Source organism: Acinetobacter harbinensis (assembly GCF_000816495.1).
GTDB lineage: Bacteria > Pseudomonadota > Gammaproteobacteria > Pseudomonadales > Moraxellaceae > Acinetobacter > Acinetobacter harbinensis.
Genome location: NZ_JXBK01000001.1, coordinates 866,201 through 883,199, shown reverse-complemented (window position 1 = coordinate 883,199; position 16,999 = coordinate 866,201). Strand labels below are relative to the sequence as shown.

At 40.9% G+C, this 16,999-nt stretch carries 14 protein-coding genes; 9 read left to right on the top strand and 5 right to left on the bottom strand.

Features of this window, described 5'->3' with window-relative positions; all coding sequences use genetic code 11:
• The first annotated feature begins 390 nt into the window (after positions 1-390).
• Positions 391-1,917 (top strand): fumarate hydratase, encoded by a 1,527-nt coding sequence (locus SE27_RS04130; RefSeq protein ID WP_039621123.1) that lies wholly within the window; start codon positions 391-393, stop codon positions 1,915-1,917.
• Between the two features lie 70 nt (positions 1,918-1,987).
• On the opposite strand, the gene SE27_RS04125 is transcribed toward SE27_RS04130, so the two are convergent.
• From SE27_RS04125 to tig, 4 genes are all read right to left on the bottom strand, one after another.
• Positions 1,988-2,701, bottom strand: coding sequence for a DUF2846 domain-containing protein (locus SE27_RS04125; RefSeq protein ID WP_039621120.1), 714 nt, complete (start codon positions 2,699-2,701; stop codon positions 1,988-1,990).
• A gap of 188 nt (positions 2,702-2,889) precedes the next feature.
• Positions 2,890-4,200, bottom strand: coding sequence for an ATP-dependent protease ATP-binding subunit ClpX (clpX, locus tag SE27_RS04120; RefSeq protein ID WP_039621118.1), 1,311 nt, complete (start codon positions 4,198-4,200; stop codon positions 2,890-2,892).
• A gap of 27 nt (positions 4,201-4,227) precedes the next feature.
• Positions 4,228-4,833 carry an ATP-dependent Clp endopeptidase proteolytic subunit ClpP gene (gene clpP / locus SE27_RS04115; RefSeq protein WP_039621116.1) on the bottom strand — a complete coding sequence of 202 codons (606 nt, stop codon included), beginning with the start codon at positions 4,831-4,833 and terminating at the stop codon, positions 4,228-4,230.
• Between the two features lie 190 nt (positions 4,834-5,023).
• Positions 5,024-6,358: a trigger factor gene (gene tig / locus SE27_RS04110; RefSeq protein ID WP_039621114.1), complete on the bottom strand. Its 1,335-nt coding sequence runs from the start codon at positions 6,356-6,358 to the stop codon at positions 5,024-5,026.
• A gap of 817 nt (positions 6,359-7,175) precedes the next feature.
• On the opposite strand from tig, the gene SE27_RS04105 reads away from it, so the two are divergent.
• The 7 genes from SE27_RS04105 (at position 7,176) to rdgB (ending at position 15,644) form a co-directional block, all read left to right on the top strand.
• Complete coding sequence (locus tag SE27_RS04105; RefSeq protein ID WP_039623798.1) at positions 7,176-9,413, top strand: TonB-dependent receptor; 2,238 nt, start codon at positions 7,176-7,178, stop codon at positions 9,411-9,413.
• Positions 9,414-9,517: 104 nt separating this feature from the next.
• Positions 9,518-10,201: a Fe2+-dependent dioxygenase gene (locus SE27_RS04100; RefSeq protein ID WP_039621112.1), complete on the top strand. Its 684-nt coding sequence runs from the start codon at positions 9,518-9,520 to the stop codon at positions 10,199-10,201.
• A 563-nt stretch (positions 10,202-10,764) separates the two neighbouring features.
• Entirely contained in the window at positions 10,765-12,462 is a 1,698-nt protein-coding gene (leuA, locus tag SE27_RS04095; protein ID WP_039621110.1) for a 2-isopropylmalate synthase, read from the top strand.
• 96 nt (positions 12,463-12,558) lie between these two features.
• Positions 12,559-13,719 carry a homoserine O-succinyltransferase MetX gene (gene metX / locus SE27_RS04090; protein ID WP_039621108.1) on the top strand — a complete coding sequence of 387 codons (1,161 nt, stop codon included), beginning with the start codon at positions 12,559-12,561 and terminating at the stop codon, positions 13,717-13,719.
• On the top strand, positions 13,719-14,312 hold the full coding sequence (metW, locus tag SE27_RS04085) for a methionine biosynthesis protein MetW (protein WP_039621106.1): 594 nt from the start codon (positions 13,719-13,721) through the stop codon (positions 14,310-14,312). Before metX ends, metW begins: the two co-directional genes overlap by 1 nt.
• Complete coding sequence (locus SE27_RS04080) at positions 14,309-14,896, top strand: tetratricopeptide repeat protein (protein WP_039621104.1); 588 nt, start codon at positions 14,309-14,311, stop codon at positions 14,894-14,896. The genes metW and SE27_RS04080 overlap by 4 nt, the downstream gene beginning before the upstream one ends.
• A gap of 118 nt (positions 14,897-15,014) precedes the next feature.
• Positions 15,015-15,644, top strand: coding sequence for an RdgB/HAM1 family non-canonical purine NTP pyrophosphatase (gene rdgB / locus SE27_RS04075; RefSeq protein ID WP_039621103.1), 630 nt, complete (start codon positions 15,015-15,017; stop codon positions 15,642-15,644).
• Positions 15,645-15,716: 72 nt separating this feature from the next.
• Here rdgB and SE27_RS04070 read toward each other — a convergent pair whose 3' ends face one another.
• Positions 15,717-16,601: an AEC family transporter gene (locus SE27_RS04070; RefSeq protein WP_039623796.1), complete on the bottom strand. Its 885-nt coding sequence runs from the start codon at positions 16,599-16,601 to the stop codon at positions 15,717-15,719.
• Positions 16,602-16,755: 154 nt separating this feature from the next.
• Here SE27_RS04070 and SE27_RS04065 point away from each other — a divergent pair, with 154 nt between their 5' ends.
• Positions 16,756-16,992: a Sec-independent protein translocase subunit TatA gene (locus SE27_RS04065; protein ID WP_039621102.1), complete on the top strand. Its 237-nt coding sequence runs from the start codon at positions 16,756-16,758 to the stop codon at positions 16,990-16,992.
• Positions 16,993-16,999: the final 7 nt, after the last annotated feature.

The following is a 16,999-nucleotide window of genomic DNA, read 5'->3' as shown; positions in this document are numbered from 1 at the left end:
GAGAAGCCAACTATTGAAACAACTGCTGTAATCATCTGTTTTACATCCTCGTTTTGATAGGCTCATTATGTAAAAGTATTATGACAACTTTATGACAATGGCATCTGATTAAAGACAATTTATACTTTTAATTTTTTATTATTATTTATCATAAACTTAAAATAAAAAATCTTTAAATAACTCAAATTAACAACAAAAATGAGAATAAATATTGAAATATAAGCGCTTGATGACTGAGTTAAGTCAAATTCAGCACTGTGCTGAAGCTATCAGTAGACTGTTTTGAACTATTAAACTTTAGCCCAAAAGATCGCCAAAACACCCACACAACATGATTTTTATCCTATAATTTAGCCCGCTAGCTAACAGCCCGCTGAAGAGATATTTGATATGACCACTATTATCAAGCAAGATGACTTAATCACATCAGTAAAAGATGCGCTTCAGTTCATTTCTTATTATCATCCACAGGACTTCATCCAAGCGATGAGCCGTGCTTATGATCGTGAAGAAAATAAAGCTGCAAAAGATGCCATTGCACAGATTTTAATTAACTCACGTATGTGTGCCGAAGGTCATCGTCCGATCTGTCAAGATACGGGAATTGTGAACGTATTTCTTGAAGTGGGTTTAGACGTTAAATTCGATTTAAGCATGAGTTTAGATGATGCCATTAACGAAGGTGTGCGTCAGGGTTACTTAGAAAATTCCAACATTCTACGTGCCTCTGTTTTAGCCGATCCTGCATTTGGACGTAAAAATACCAAAGACAACACGCCTGCGGTGATCCACTACAAACTCGTACCGGGTAATAAAGTAGATATCACTGTTGCAGCCAAAGGTGGCGGTTCAGAAAACAAATCCAAATTGGCAATGCTTAATCCATCCGACTCAATTGTCGATTGGGTGTTAAAAACTGTACCAACCATGGGTGCAGGTTGGTGTCCACCGGGTATGCTCGGTATCGGGATTGGTGGCACTGCAGAAAAAGCCATGATGCTGGCCAAAGAAGCACTCATGGAAGAAATCAACATGGATGAACTGCTGCGCCGTGGCCCACAGAGCCAAATGGAAGAGCTGCGTATTGAGATCTTTGAGAAAGTAAATGCTTTGGGTATTGGCGCACAAGGTTTAGGCGGCTTAACCACCGTTCTTGATATTAAAATTAAAGATTATCCATGTCATGCCGCCGGCAAACCAGTGGGTATGATTCCAAACTGCGCCGCAACGCGTCATGCGCACTTCCAACTTGATGGTTCAGGTATTGCACATATTCAAGCACCAAAACTGTCTGAATATCCTGCGGTAACTTGGGATTCTTCAACCTCTAAACGTGTTGATTTAGACACCATCACTCAAGAAGAAATGAATTCTTGGCAACCGGGCGATACTTTACTTCTAAACGGTACTATTTATACTGGCCGCGACGCTGCGCATAAACGCATGTGTGAAATGTTAGATAACGGTGAAGAATTACCGGTTGATCTTAAAGGTAAATTTATTTACTACGTTGGCCCTGTCGATCCTGTCGGCGATGAAGTGGTGGGTCCTGCTGGTCCAACAACAGCGACACGTATGGATAAATTTACCCGTCAAGTTTTAGAAGCCACTGGCATGTATGGCATGATCGGTAAAGCTGAACGTGGTCCAACAGCCATTGAAGCGATTAAAGACAATAAAGCCACCTATTTGATGGCTGTGGGCGGCGCAGCGTACTTGGTTTCTAAGGCCGTGCGTGAAGCAGAAGTGGTTGCTTTTGCTGATCTGGGTATGGAAGCCATTTACAAATTTAAAGTGGAAGATATGCCAGTATCCGTAGCAGTTGATGTGAATGGTACCTCGATTCATGCCACTGCACCCAAAATTTGGCAAGCTAAAATTGGTAAAATTCCAGTCGTAGACGCTGCGGCGGTTTAATTTTTCCAGTTAAAAAAGCACCCACTCAGGGTGCTTTTTTATGTTTATCAATTCAGCTCAATATCAATATTTACCATGTTCTAGGGTCCCAAATTTTAAAAGGTTGGGTCAGCTGGACTTCTGTAGCCATCTCATATTTTTCAGGTTTAATTTTCTGAGCTTTTTTACGTACTTTTCCGGTATGTTGATCTTGCGCTACAAAGTTAAAACTTTGTGATTTCCACTGGGTAAAAGCAATTTCATTTAAGCCTATTTTTTCAGGCACCATATTTAATGGCCCCGCGATATCTCGACGCGTGCTTAAGTTTTCTTCATCATATTTAATAAAATAAGATTGCCCTGCTTGCACCGTAAAATCTAAATATTTTGGCTTTTGAAAATGTTGCACACCCAAAGGGCGACTAGTGGATAAACGATAGGTTCCTGCCGGCAGTTCAATCCAATAATAATGATTATTCAGCAAACTCGGAATGCGCTCAGCATTAATAAACAAACTTGACGCAACCACTTCTTGCCGATTCCATGCACTATCAGGACGATACATATACACCATAGCAGCTTGGCTATTTTGTGGCTGTACTGAATGAAAACGCTGTCCTGACTTTTGATTTACCCACCCACCCACCGTAAACAGACCAAAACGATATTGTTCTAACATTGCAGGTGCATGTTGTGTCTGGGCAGGCTTTAATGTGGCGGTGATTTGCGCAGGCTGAATCGCAGATTTACCATGACAGCCGCATAACAGAATACTTGTATAAATGACCATATAGATTGCACGCATGATTTCCCTCACTGCGTATTTTTTATTTTTGTACTCGACTCAGTACTTCATTTTTAGCGCCATTCGTTGCGCTATTGATTTTATTTAAGCATCCACGCCTAAATTCAAGACTAACATTGGATTTTATTTTGGGGAATAAAAAACGTGCGAAAACACTGGTTTTTCGCACGTTTCAGACGAACAGTAGCTTAAGCAGACTTAGAATTTACGACTTTTAAGTCAGTTTTTGCAGGCACTTCAGCCTCTACTTTGGTTTGACGCTCTGTTTTTAACTCTGGTTTTGCTTCGCCGCTAATCACCGCATCATTGACCACAACGGTACCAACATCGGTACGGCTGGGTAAATCATACATCGTTTCAAGCAAAGAATTCTCTAGAATTGAACGCAGACCACGTGCTCCGGTATTATGTTCTAAGGCTTTTTTTGCCACTGCGCGTAACGCAGAAGGCTCAAAAACCAAATCAACATTTTCCATACTGAATAAATATTGGTATTGACGGATTAAGGCATTTTTGGGTTCAGTCAGAATTTGCATTAATGCATCTTCATCTAACTCTTCCAAGGTTGCAATGACCGGTAAACGACCAATAAATTCTGGAATCAAGCCAAATTTAACCAAATCATTGGCTTGGACTTGACGGAACAGCTCAGACAGTTTTTTACTTTCGTCTTTTTTCTTAATTTCTGCGTTAAAACCAATACCGCCTTTTTCCTGACGTTGCTGAACAATTTTTTCCAGTCCAGAGAACGCACCACCACAAATAAACAGGATATTAGAGGTATCAATTTGAATGAATTCTTGCTGCGGATGCTTACGTCCACCTTGTGGTGGAATAGATGCAACCGTGCCTTCAATCATTTTCAATAACGCTTGCTGAACACCTTCACCCGATACATCACGGGTAATCGATGGATTTTCAGACTTACGCGTAATTTTGTCGATTTCATCGATATAGATAATGCCCTTTTGTGCTTTCTCTACATCATAATCGGCTTTTTGCAATAGTTTCTGAACGATGTTTTCAACATCTTCACCCACATAGCCCGCTTCAGTCAGTGTGGTTGCATCTGCCATAGCAAATGGAACATCCAGCAGACGCGCCAATGTTTGTGCCAGTAAGGTTTTACCTGAACCCGTAGGCCCAACCAATAAGATATTACTTTTTGCAAGCTCGACAGCATCATCTGCTTTATGCCCAGCTTGGGTGACTTTTAAACGCTTGTAATGATTGTAGACTGCAACTGAAAGGGTTTTCTTCGCAACATCTTGGCCGATAACATATTGATCGAGCGCAGCACGAATTTCGTGTGGTTTCGGCAAAGGCTTAGTGGCCCAGTCACCCGATTCAACTTGTTGACTGGTTTGGACTAAATCTAAACATACGTCCACACATTCATTACAGATGTACGCGTCCTCACCTGCAATCAGTTTCCCGACTTCAGACTGCGTTTTACCGCAAAATGAACAATGTTTTTGTCCTTGAGGATGTTCGGACATATTCACTCCAATATTAAAATCTGAAAATTATGGACGTTTACCTAATACTTCATCCACGAGACCGTATTCTTTCGCAGCCTGCGCTGTCATAAAATTATCACGGTCGGTATCTTGCGCTAAACGCTCATAGTTTTGACCACTATGTTCAGCCATTAAGCGGTTTAAACGCTCTTTAATAAAGAGAATTTCACGTGCATGAATTTCAATATCCGAGGCTTGACCACGGAAACCACCCAGTGGTTGGTGGATCATGACACGGGCATTTTCCAAACAATAACGTTTACCTTTTGCCCCTGCATTGAGCAAGAAAGCACCCATTGATGCAGCTTGGCCCATACAATAGGTCACGACATCAGGCTTGATAAATTGCATGGTGTCATAGATGGCCATACCTGCGGTAACTGAACCACCCGGTGAATTGATATAAAGATGGATATCTTTATCTGGGTTCTCTGATTCTAAAAACAACATTTGCGCAACAATTAAGTTGGCCATGTTGTCTTCAACTTCACCGGTCAAAAAGATGACACGTTCACGTAAAAGACGTGAGAAAATATCAAAAGAACGCTCACCACGAGAAGACTGTTCTACCACCATTGGCACTAAAGCGTTATCAATTGTTGGAACATACATATGTTATTTATTCCTAAATTTTTGGTACTCGACTCATAGTCACAATATGCGGCATAATTGCCAAAATTGCAAAATATTCCCCATCAAATAACTAATATTTTATATCAGCAGGGTCAATTTAGAACATGTTCACTACAAAGTGAGATATAAAAAAAGGCGCACGATGCGCCTTTTTTTAGATCCGCAAAGCTTAGCCTTGTTGACGAGCTTGTTGCTCTTTCAACAAATCTTCATAGCTAATTGCAGTATCAGTCACTTTAGCAGATGCTAAAATGTGATCTACGATTTGATCTTCTAATACCACAGCTTCAATTTGAGCACGTTGCTGTTTATCATTTTTGAAGTATTCAATCACTTCAGTTGGATCTTCATAAGAAGATGCCATGTCGTCGATATATGCTTCAACACGCGCTGGATCAACTTCAATTTTAGCATCCGCCAACACTTTGCTGACCAACACACCTAATTTAACTGCTTTTTCAGCTTGTTCTTTGAACAAATCATCTGGAAGCATGCTGCTGTCAAATGATTGCGCGCCTTGAGCACCAAACTGTTGTGTGAACTGTTGAATCATTTGCTGACGTTGACGGTCAATTTCTTGTGCCAACATTGCACTTGGAATTTCAACATCATTGGCTGCAACTAAAGCATCAAAAGTCGCTGATTTCACTTGGTTACGCAGACCATTTTTTACTTCGCGATCCATGTTTTTACGCACGTCAGCTTTTAACTTCTCAACGCCTTCTTCTTCTGTCACCGCAAAGGTTTTTAAGAATTCAGCATCAATTTCTGGCAGTTTTGGTTTTTCAACCAATTTAACGGTAATTTTAAACTGGGCAGCTTTACCAGCAAGGTTTTCAGCTTGATAGTCTTCAGGGAAAGTCACATCAATAACTTTCTCTTCGCCTTTTTTCATGCCCACAATGCCATCTTCAAAGCCTGGAATCATACGACCAGAACCGAGAACCAGTTTAAAGTCTTCAGCAGTACCGCCTTCAAACTTCTCACCATCGACAGTGCCTTCAAAATCGAAAGTCACTTGCATGTCTTTTTTCGCCATACCTTTGGTTTCAGCCCAAGTTTGACGTTGTTTTTGAAGGTTTTCGATCATTTGGTCAACGTCTTTATCGTTCACTTCAGATGCTTTACGTTCAATTTCCAAGCTGTCAAATGCTTTAACTTCGACTTCTGGATAGATTTCTACCGTTGCTTCATAAACAAGAGCGTCTTCTTTATTTTCAACTTTATCAATGTTTGGCATACCCACAGCATTGATTTTTTCTTGCTGAATCGCTTCAAATACGGTGTCACGAATTACGTCGTTCACCACTTCTTGATAGATCCCTGCGCCATATTCACGACGTACCACATTTAAAGGCACTTTACCTGGACGGAAGCCGTTGATCTTCGCAGTTTTAGCTGTGCGTTTTAAACGAGCTTCAAATTGCTCATTCACACGGCTCGTTGGTACAGATACATTTAAACGACGGGCAATGCCCGAAACCGCTTCAGAAGTTACTTGCATGGCTTCCTCGATATAGAAATAGTGATTGCAATTTTGAAAGTGCCATATTATATGACAACATGGCAAGATATACAAAACAGGATGATATAACCATCCAATTCTAAGCTTTCTTGAACTAAAAATTCCGTTTTATTGTACTATTTTCTTACTTTTATAACGAAATCAGCGAATTTTGTCTATTTTTTAAGATTTATGACCCATTTCAGTCATCCCGATGCTGTTATTTTACTGCCGCGCATTCTATTAGCGTTTGCTTTTTTTGACGTAGATCTTTATTAATTTTATTTCAAAGCTTTAAAGACGTTTTCATCTAAAAGCTTTATGTTTAACATTCAGCACTAAAAATTGCGATATATTATCTTGATCGTTCAAGTTGTATTCTCTACTGCAGGATGCTTTAATTTAATAAATGTTGAATGAAGTCATGCCCTGTTAGAGTTAAGAACTTTATCCACTCTCAATAAGCCGTTTAAATTTTAAGCCAAGATAGCCTGTAATTTTCATATAATCACCGCACCCTATGATGACTGCTCTATTTGTAAATTGAGGACTAAAAATGAATGACTGTGTTGTTAATTTGGCTTAAAAATGTAAAATAACTTTAAATCGGTATTTACAATCAAAATGAATAAAAATAATCAAAAAATAGATAATTTTTTATAATCAATATCTTATATAAGTAAAACTCAATTCCATCATTCTACTTTACGATTAAAAAACTCTAATTAATCGTCAATTGTAATGATTATCAATGGTTATTCAAAATAAGAATCATTACTATTCTCATACATTTTCACAGTTCACTTTTGAGTTAGAAATGGCCTTCATTAAAACGCGTAAAAAATTCGTATCGTCTGCAATTGTCTCTTCTCTTTCAATGATGGCAGGCAATGCCATTGCACAAGATCAAGTGGCTCAACTTGATACCATTCGCACTCAAGCTGCAACAGAACAAAGTCTTAAAGTAGATCAATCGGCAAATACCAAGTTTATCGCGCCGCTATTGGATACGCCTAAATCAGTTTCTGTAATTTCAAAGCAATTGATTCAAGACACTCAAGTGACCACTTTAAGTGATGCCCTGCGCAATGTACCGGGGATTACTTTAGGCGCAGGTGAAGGGGGTAACCCGAACGGCGACCGTCCATTTATTCGGGGTTATAGCTCTGAAAGCTCAATCTATGTCGATGGTATCCGTAACTCAACCTCTCAAAACCGTGAAATGTTTGCCGTTGAGCAAGTTGAAGTGACTAAAGGCTCATCTTCTTCTTTGGGTGGTGCTGGATCTGTTGGTGGTAGCATTAACATGATTTCTAAAGTGGCCAAAAAAGGTGACTTTTTAGAAGGTTCAGTGGCAGGTGGTACTGATAATTACCAACGTATTACCTTAGATGGTAATAAAGATTTTGGGAATGGTATTGCAGCACGTGTTGCCGTCATGGGCCATCAAAATGAAAAAGCAGGTCAATCGGACGGTGCTGAATATAAACGTGCGGGTATTGCACCAAGTATTAGTTTTGGTTTAGACACCCCAACGCGTGCAACTTTAAGCTACTACTATTTAAAATCGGATGATACGCCAGATTCAGGTGTACCTTACTGGAACTCATCAGATAATACAGCAACGGGTAAACCTTTAAATGCTAAACAAGGCATCTTTTATGGTTGGTTAGATCGTGATTTTCAAAAACAAGAAAATCAAATTGGTACATTTAAATTAGAACATGATTTAACCGAGAATCTCACCATTAGTAATGTTGCTTCTTATACTAAATCGACCAATAATTATATTTGGACTCAACCCGATGATAGCCAAAAAAATATCGCAAATGGTGAAGTTTGGCGTCGTGTAAACTCTCGTATTACAGATACAACTGGTTTTAATGATCAGCTTTCTTTAACGGGTAAATTTAATACTGGCTCACTTAAACACAGTTTTAATGTGGGTGCAGAATATAGTGATCAAGAATCGGATAAAGGTTCTTATACTGTTACCTCAAATTCTGGTAAAACCATTACAGGGTCACCAACAACTGGTGCTTGTTCACTTGGCATTGGTGCTGGATCTGATTATTGGTGTACTTCTGCCTACAATCCTAATTCAAAAGACCCATGGCTAGGTAATGTTGCAGCGAATAAAGCCGTAACAACAACGACTGCGCAAACTACTTCTGTTTATCTATTAGATAATATTGAGTTAAATCCACAGTGGTTATTAGATTTAGGGGTACGTTGGGACAAGTTCGACACTGAGCTTAAAACCAATGCAACAGGCGCTAAAATCGAAAACAATACTGACTTTTTCTCATATCAAACAGGTTTAACCTTCAAACCTGTTGAAAATGGTGCTATTTATGCAAGCTTTGCAACTTCAGCAAACCCTGTTGGTGTAGATGGTGGTGATGGTTCCGAAACAGCGGTAAATGCATCAAATAAAGATTTATATCCAGAAAAAGCACGTACTTTTGAAATTGGTACAAAATGGGATTTTCTTAATGATAAATTGAATCTAACAGCCGCTATTTTCCGTACTGAAAAACAGAATACTCGTATTTCGATTGATGCGAATACATCTATAAATGGCGGAGCTAGTAAAGTTGATGGTTTTGAGCTTGGCTTAAACGGTAATATTACTGATAAATGGGCTGTATCGGCAGGTTACACATACTTAGATAGCGAATCGACTAAAAACGGTGTGAGTTGTCGTGGAACAACATGTACAGACCAAACCATTTATAACGGTAATGTTATGCCAAACGTAGCTAAAAATAGCGCGACTCTTTGGACCACGTATCAAGTATTACCACAGCTTAATTTAGGTGTTGGTACAATTGCGATGGACAAAGTTTATGGTGACTTAGCAAATACCAAATATGTTCCGGGCTATGTACGTTACGATGCAATGGCGCGTTATAACGTCAATAAAAATGTTGATTTACAGTTAAACGTCAACAACTTATCTGATGAGCGTTATTTCACGAAAGCCTTTGCATCACACTATGCCACTGAAGCTGAAGGTCGTAGCGCAGTATTGTCTTTAAACTTTAAATACTAAGTTTAAATAAAGTCATAAAACTATTATGGATTTAATCTAAAATAGCCTCTATTCGTAGAGGCTATTTTATAGCTCAAAATTTCTTTTTTTATAGGTATCTTGCCATGATCCATCATATTCCGAATGTACTGACGAAAGAACAAGTGCAATATTTCCGTGAGGAAATGGCAAAAATTGAATGGGTTAATGGCAAAGTTACCGCTGGCACCCTGTCTGCTGCGGTGAAACAAAATCAACAATTGCCAGAAGATCATCCGCTGACCCATCATTTAAGTACGCTTATTTTAGAATCTTTAGGGCAGCATGCGCTCTTTTTATCCGCTGCTATTCCACTGGATATTATTCCGCCGCTGTTTAATCGCTATGAAAATAATGAAGCCTTTGGCTTTCATGTCGACAATTCAATCCGCCGGATTCGGGGCACTAATGAGCGCTTACGTACCGATTTATCCTGTACGGTTTTTTTAAGCGAACCAGAAGAATATGAAGGCGGCGACTTGGTGGTAGAAGACACTTATGGCTACCATGAAGTTAAACTGCCTGCCGGTGATATGATTTTGTACCCATCGACCAGTTTGCATGAAGTAACAGCCGTGACATCAGGCTGCCGTATTGCCTCGTTTTTCTGGGTGCAAAGCATGGTTCGGGATGAAGCAAATCGTCATATGTTATTTAATTTGGATCAATCCATTCAAAACTTACGTCTCCAATTGGGCGATCAACATGACGAAGTAATGAAGCTAACCAATCTGTATCATAATTTAATGCGTAAATGGGCTGAAATTTAACTCAAAATGTATGCTAAAAAAATTTAAAATACAGCGCTTTAATCTGCTTGTATGCTCAGCGGTGTGACAGATAGTTTCTTCTGACGGTACTGTGATGCAACTTCTACAAATGATCCAGCTTAAAACCAAGCTCTCTCTAGCAACTATGCGGTTTTAAGCTGATCTTTTTTCGCGTAAGCAAATCCAATTGGATTTGCACTATTTTCAATTATCTTAAAAGTAAAAATGAGATGAATTAAGGGATAAAAGCAGAATAAAGAATTTATTTCCCATATATATTAAATTTTACGGAAAATTTTATCTAAAAATATAAACATAGCGCAAACTAAGAGAATTCTTTCCAAGCCCAATCTTTTAAACTGATCCTATAAACTAGTCTATTTGCAAGATGAACACGTTTAAGCCCGCGCAGTCATCCACATTTTGATTCAGGCATGCGACTTTAGACGATCATTCTCCGAAAATTACTTGTAAATGGTTACTATAGACACAATCTATATCAGTAGTATACGTTGCTTTTCTTATCAGACTTCAGCAACTTAACCTACACAAGGAGTTACCTCATGATGTTGGCTGATCCAAGTAAAAAATATCGTCGCATGTATCAACGTGTAGACTTGCCCGATCGTCAATGGCCGAATAATGAAATCAATAAAGCGCCGATTTGGATGAGTACCGACCTTCGTGATGGTAATCAAGCGATTTTTGAGCCGATGGATCTTGAACAAAAATTCAAAATGTTCCAAATGTTGGTGAAAATTGGCTTTAAACATATTGAAATTGGTTTTCCGTCAGCCTCACAAATTGACTTCGACTTCACCCGTAAATTGATTGAAGAAAATCACATCCCTGATGATGTCTATATTGAAGTTTTGGTGCAAGCTCGTGACCATTTAATTCAACGCACCTTTGAATCACTACAAGGGGCTAAACGTGCCATCGTGCATATCTACAATGCCAATTCACCGACGTTCCGTGAAAAAGTATTGAATGTAGATGTGGCGGGCGCAAAAAAATTGGCCATCAATGCTGCGCATAAAGTGAAAGAATATGCAGCACAATATCCGAATACCGATTGGATTTTCCAGTACAGCCCAGAATGTTTCACTGCAACCGAATTAGAGGTCGCTAAAGATGTTTGTGATGCAGTGACCGAAATCTGGGAAGCATCACCGACCAATAAAGTGATTTTAAACTTACCGGCAACGGTTGAAGTGTCCGGCCCAAATGTCTATGCCGACCAAATTGAATGGATGCACCGCAATTTACAACGTCGTGATGGGGTGATTATTTCCGTGCATTGTCATAATGACCGTGGCTGTGGAATCGCTGCCTCTGAATTGGCCATTATGGCCGGTGCAGATCGGGTTGAAGGCTGTGTATTTGGCAATGGTGAACGTACCGGTAATGTCGATGTCGCGGCGATTGCGTTGAATATGTACACCCAAGGCGTTGCACCCAACTTAGATTTCTCCAACATTAATGAGATTATTGCCACCGTAGAAGAATGTACTGGTTTACCGGTGCATCCACGTCATCCGTATGCCGGTGATTTGGTCTTTACCGCGTTTTCTGGTTCGCATCAAGATGCCATTAAAAAAGGCTTTGAGTTCCAGAAAAATCAAGAGATGTGGGACATGCCGTACTTGCCGATTGACCCGAAAGATTTAGGGCGTGATTATGATGCGGTGATTCGTGTTAACTCACAATCGGGTAAAGGCGGAATCGCTTACTTGTTAGAGTCCAATTACAATGTGGTCTTGCCGCGTCGCTTACAGATTGAATTCTCACAAGCAGTACAACAAGTGACCGATGAGCAAGCCAAAGAAGTGACCGCACAAGATATTTGGGCTTTGTTTAAAGAGAATTATGTCGCAGCAAAAGATGCACATTATTCAGCTAAAAACTACAGATTGTCCGATGACAATGGCAATCAAGTGATTGAATTGGATGTTGAAGTGAATGGCAAAACCCAGCAGTTACGCGGTGAAGGAAACGGGCCAATTTCAGCTATTTTAGATGCGCTTCAATTGCCAATTGATGTCTTAAGCTATGAAGAACGTAGCATTGGTTCAGGCGCACATGCCAAAGCCTTGGCTTTAATTGAATTACAAGTCAAAGGTACGGGTCGCTCTGCCTTTGGTGCAGGAATCCATGACAATATTGTCACCTCCTCCATTGAAGCAATTATTGCCTGTACCAATCGCTTGATTGAACAAGGCGTTTTAAGCACCGATCAACTGGTTGCCGCAGCGGTTTAACGCCTCGGCTTAAGCACTAAAAAGACTTTAGAAAGGATACCGCCAAGTGGTATCCTTTTATTTATACCTTCTAAAGATTTAAGGCGAATTATTCCTGTGTCTTTTCCAGCTGATTCTGTGGGCCTTGTGGTGCCACAAAAGTTCCAATTCGAAGAGCCGTTAGAGCTTGAATGTGGTCGCGTTCTGCCGCGTTTCGAAATTATGGTTGAAACTTACGGCACGCTCAATGCCGATCAATCCAATGCCATCTTAATTTGTCATGCCTTATCTGGTCATCATCATGCCGCGGGTTATCATCATGTCGATGATAAAAAAGCAGGTTGGTGGGATGCCTGTATTGGCCCAGGCAAAGCCATTGATACCTCAAAATTCTTTGTGGTGTCATTAAATAATATTGGCGGATGTAATGGCTCAACCGGCCCGATCTCGCCCAATCCTGAGAATGACAATTTACCGTATGGCCCAGATTTTCCATTGGTGACCGTACGGGACTGGGTCAAAACCCAAGCCATGTTGTCTGATCGAATGGGCATTGATGTTTGGTACGCTATTATTGGTGGCTCACTCGGTGGCATGCAAGCCTTACAATGGTCGGTGGATTATCCCAATCACTTAAAAAACTGCGTGATTATTGCCAGCGCACCGAAACTTTCAGCGCAAAATATTGCCTTTAATGAAGTGGCACGACAGTCGATTTTGTCCGATCCGGATTTTCATCAGGGCCGTTATTTAGAAAATGACAGTTATCCCAAACGTGGCTTAATTTTAGCCCGTATGGTCGGTCACATTACCTATTTGTCTGAAGAAGCCATGAAACAAAAATTTGGCCGTGACTTAAAGTCAGGCAATTTTATGTATGGTTTTGACGTTGAATTTCAAGTGGAAAGTTATTTACGTTATCAAGGCGAACAGTTCAGCCGTAACTTTGATGCCAACACCTATTTGATTATGACCAAAGCCTTAGATTATTTCGATCCGGCACGTGAATACAACTCATCTTTACCTAAAGCCATGGCGCAGACCCAATGTCGTTTCTTGGTGGTGTCTTTTAGCACCGATTGGCGCTTCACGCCGCAGCGCTCAGAAGAAATTGTCGATGCACTGATCACCAATCATAAGCCCGTCAGCTATGTCGATATTGACGCTGAACAAGGCCATGATTCGTTCTTGTTCCCTATTCCGCTCTACGTCAAATCATTGCGGGCATTTTTAGGCGGCGCTGAACATTTAAAAGCCACGCCTCAGGAGACGGTGTAATGCGTATTGATCATCAACTGGCAGAAACGTGGATTAAACCCGATTCCAGCGTGCTAGATTTGGGCTGTGGCGATGGTGAATTATTGGCACATATGGGTCAAAAGCATAATATTCGCGCATATGGTTTGGAAATTGATCAGGAAAAGATTGCAATTGCGGTCAGTCGAGGGTTAAATATTATCCAACAAGACTTGAACCTTGGTTTAAGTCGTTTTGCCGACCAGTCTTTTGACTATGTGGTTATGGCACAAGCACTACAAGCAGTAGATGCACCAGACGTATTGTTGCGTGATATGGTGCGTGTAGGGAAAGAGGCGATTATTACTTTTCCTAATTTTGCCTATTGGAAGACCCGTTCTTTCTTGGCTTTAAAGGGAATGATGCCCGTTTCAGATGCGCTGCCTTATATGTGGTATAACACGCCTAATATTCATTTATGTACTTTCCGTGATTTTGAGGCGCTCTGTGCTGAAAATGAGATTCGGATTATTAATCGACTTGCCGTGAATGGGGATCAACAAGGTAGTTTACTCAGTAAACATATCCCGAATCTGTTTGGTGAAGTCGCTATTTATCGAGTGAGCGCACTATGAAAAAATTTTTATTCGGCACATTTTTAGCTGGATTTTTTAGCATTCAAGCCCATGCGGATTATGTTGCACCTACCCCTTCAGTGTCTAGTCAAGCTGCACAGTATTCGGTGATGGATATTAATAGCCTGATTAAATCGGCTAAATCTGGCCAAGCCGGTGCACAATTTTATTTAGCCACCAAATACCAATTTGGTAAAGACATTCAAAAAGATGATCGTCAAGCTTTTGCTTGGTATAAAGCTGCCGCCGATCAAGGTTTATCTGCTGCACAGCTCAATGTCGGTCGTATGTTAGCAGATGGTGTTGGCATTAAAAAAGATGAAGCCTTAGCGCGTCAATATTTTGAAAAAGCCGCCAGTCATGGTGATAACCGTGCCAGCTTTAATTTGGCCATGATGGAAGAGCAAAAGAAAAATTATATGGGTGCTTACCAATGGTATGAACTCTCGACCCGTGACGGCATGCTGGACAATAAAGTGATTTCTTTATCTGAAGGTAAAAAAACGGCTTTGGCGGCCAACTTGACTCAAGATCAAATTCGTCAAGCGCGTGATCGTGCCGACCGCTGGATTCAAGCCCAGTAGAATTAAACTCATAACCTTAAAAAATAATCAAAAGCACCTTCGGGTGCTTTTTTATGGACTGATTATTGACAGTTATTTCAGGTAAAATCAGCACAATACTCATGGGAATCTTTAAATTATGTCGGCACACGATTGGTTATCACAAGGAACGCTGGTTCTTGCAAGCAACAACACAGGTAAAATTGCTGAATTTGAGAAAATGTTTGCTGAACTGAATTTACCGGTCGAAGTCATTGCGCAAGGCAAGCTTGATATTGAAGACGCCATTGAAGATGGTTTAAGCTTTGTCGAAAATGCCATTATTAAAGCCCGTCATGCTGCCCGTATTTCAGGCAAACCCGCCATTGCAGATGACTCGGGAATTTGTGTGCCGCGCTTGGGCGGTGCACCGGGAATTTACTCGGCACGTTATGCCGGTGAACATGGCGATGATGCCGCCAACAATGAAAAATTATTGGCTGACTTAAAACCGCTACGTAAAGACGGAGAAGCGATTGAGGCAATGTTCGTCTGCGTGCTGGCGTTGGTACAACATCAAGATGATCCGCTACCACAAATTTTCCAAGGCATTTGGCACGGCGAAGTCTTAGACGCGCCACGCGGTGATAATGGTTTTGGGTATGACCCTTTATTTTGGCTACCCGCACTTGCAATTTCCAGTGCAGAGCTGTCTAAAGAAGACAAGAACAAAATCAGCCATCGCGGTCAAGCCATGCAAGGCTTTAAAGCAAGTTTAGCCCAGAAATAATCATCAATGTCTAAACTCAGTATGGCTTTGCGTTAAAACAGTTAGACCATCCCTCTGCATCAAAAGAGGGATTTAAAAAGCACTGTATAGCTGTAACGACAGCACATAGAGCGCGATGACCACACAGCTGACGATTGTGCCTGAGGCAATATACTTTGCAGAAATTCCTGTGCCGTGATAATGGGTTTCTAAGGCCACAATATTGGCCGCCGGTGGTAAACAGAACAACAAGAACATGACCCCGATCGCGCGCTCTATATGTGCGATGGGCATTAGAAAGTAGCTCAGACCACAAATGATTAATCCCAAAGGGATTTTAATCAAGAAAATTTTACTGCTCTGCCATAGATCGCGTGTGGCAACTTTGGTATGTGCCAACCAAATACCCAGTACACACATTCCAGTTAAGCTCATGCCCACTTTTGCAGCGCTATAGAGCAGATCAAGTCCATGATGCTGGTGCAAATGCTGCAAACCAAAGCTACGACAGACTAAAGCAATTGCTAAGGCCAATACAGGGGGTGATAAAGCCACTTTTTTAATCACGGTACTCAGCGGTTGTGCTTTTGTACTTACCGCAGTAATGGCCCAAATATTACCAAAGAGTGAGCCGCCAATATACAGCGCCACCATGGCGGCACTGACGCTTTCACCAAACAGGGCCAAAGCCAAGGGAAAGCCCAGCCATGCCAAATTGACGTAACTCACACACAGTGCGCGCAACGGATCTTTTAGCATACAACGAAAAAGATAAAATAGTGCAACAGCCACCACAAAGCTAAAAAGCATCAAGCTCAAACTGCCAGCTTGATAAAAAACCATGTTGTAAATAATCACCACTGGAATAAAAAAGCGCGCAAGTAAAGCAGAAAGCATTGCTTTTAAGGTGCCAGAGAACGAGCTGAAGGACAGTCCCCATCCACATATAAAGCCTAAAAATGCCAACAGCACAGTCACCTCATGATTCACCATTTTTCATACAAATATGCTAGCACCAAATCTCATCTGGCACTGAAGCAAATTCAGCCTGTCTTTAAACTGCCATAGTTCAGTCACAGGCTTGTCATAACAACATGGTCAGATGGTGAGTAATTAATGAGGAGCAATACCGATGGCTGGACTTTCAATTTGGCACGTACTGATTTTTGCCATTGTGGTGATTTTACTGTTTGGTACCGCCAAGCTTAAAAACTTGGGTAAAGATGTCGGCGGAGCGGTAAAAGATTTTAAGAAGTCGATTAAAGAGGAGGACATGGCCTCTTTATTAGATGCGCCAGCTCACGCACCAACTCCAACCATTGACCATCAACATCCCCCTGCTGATGGTCCTGTCAACCTAAAAAACTAGCACAGGC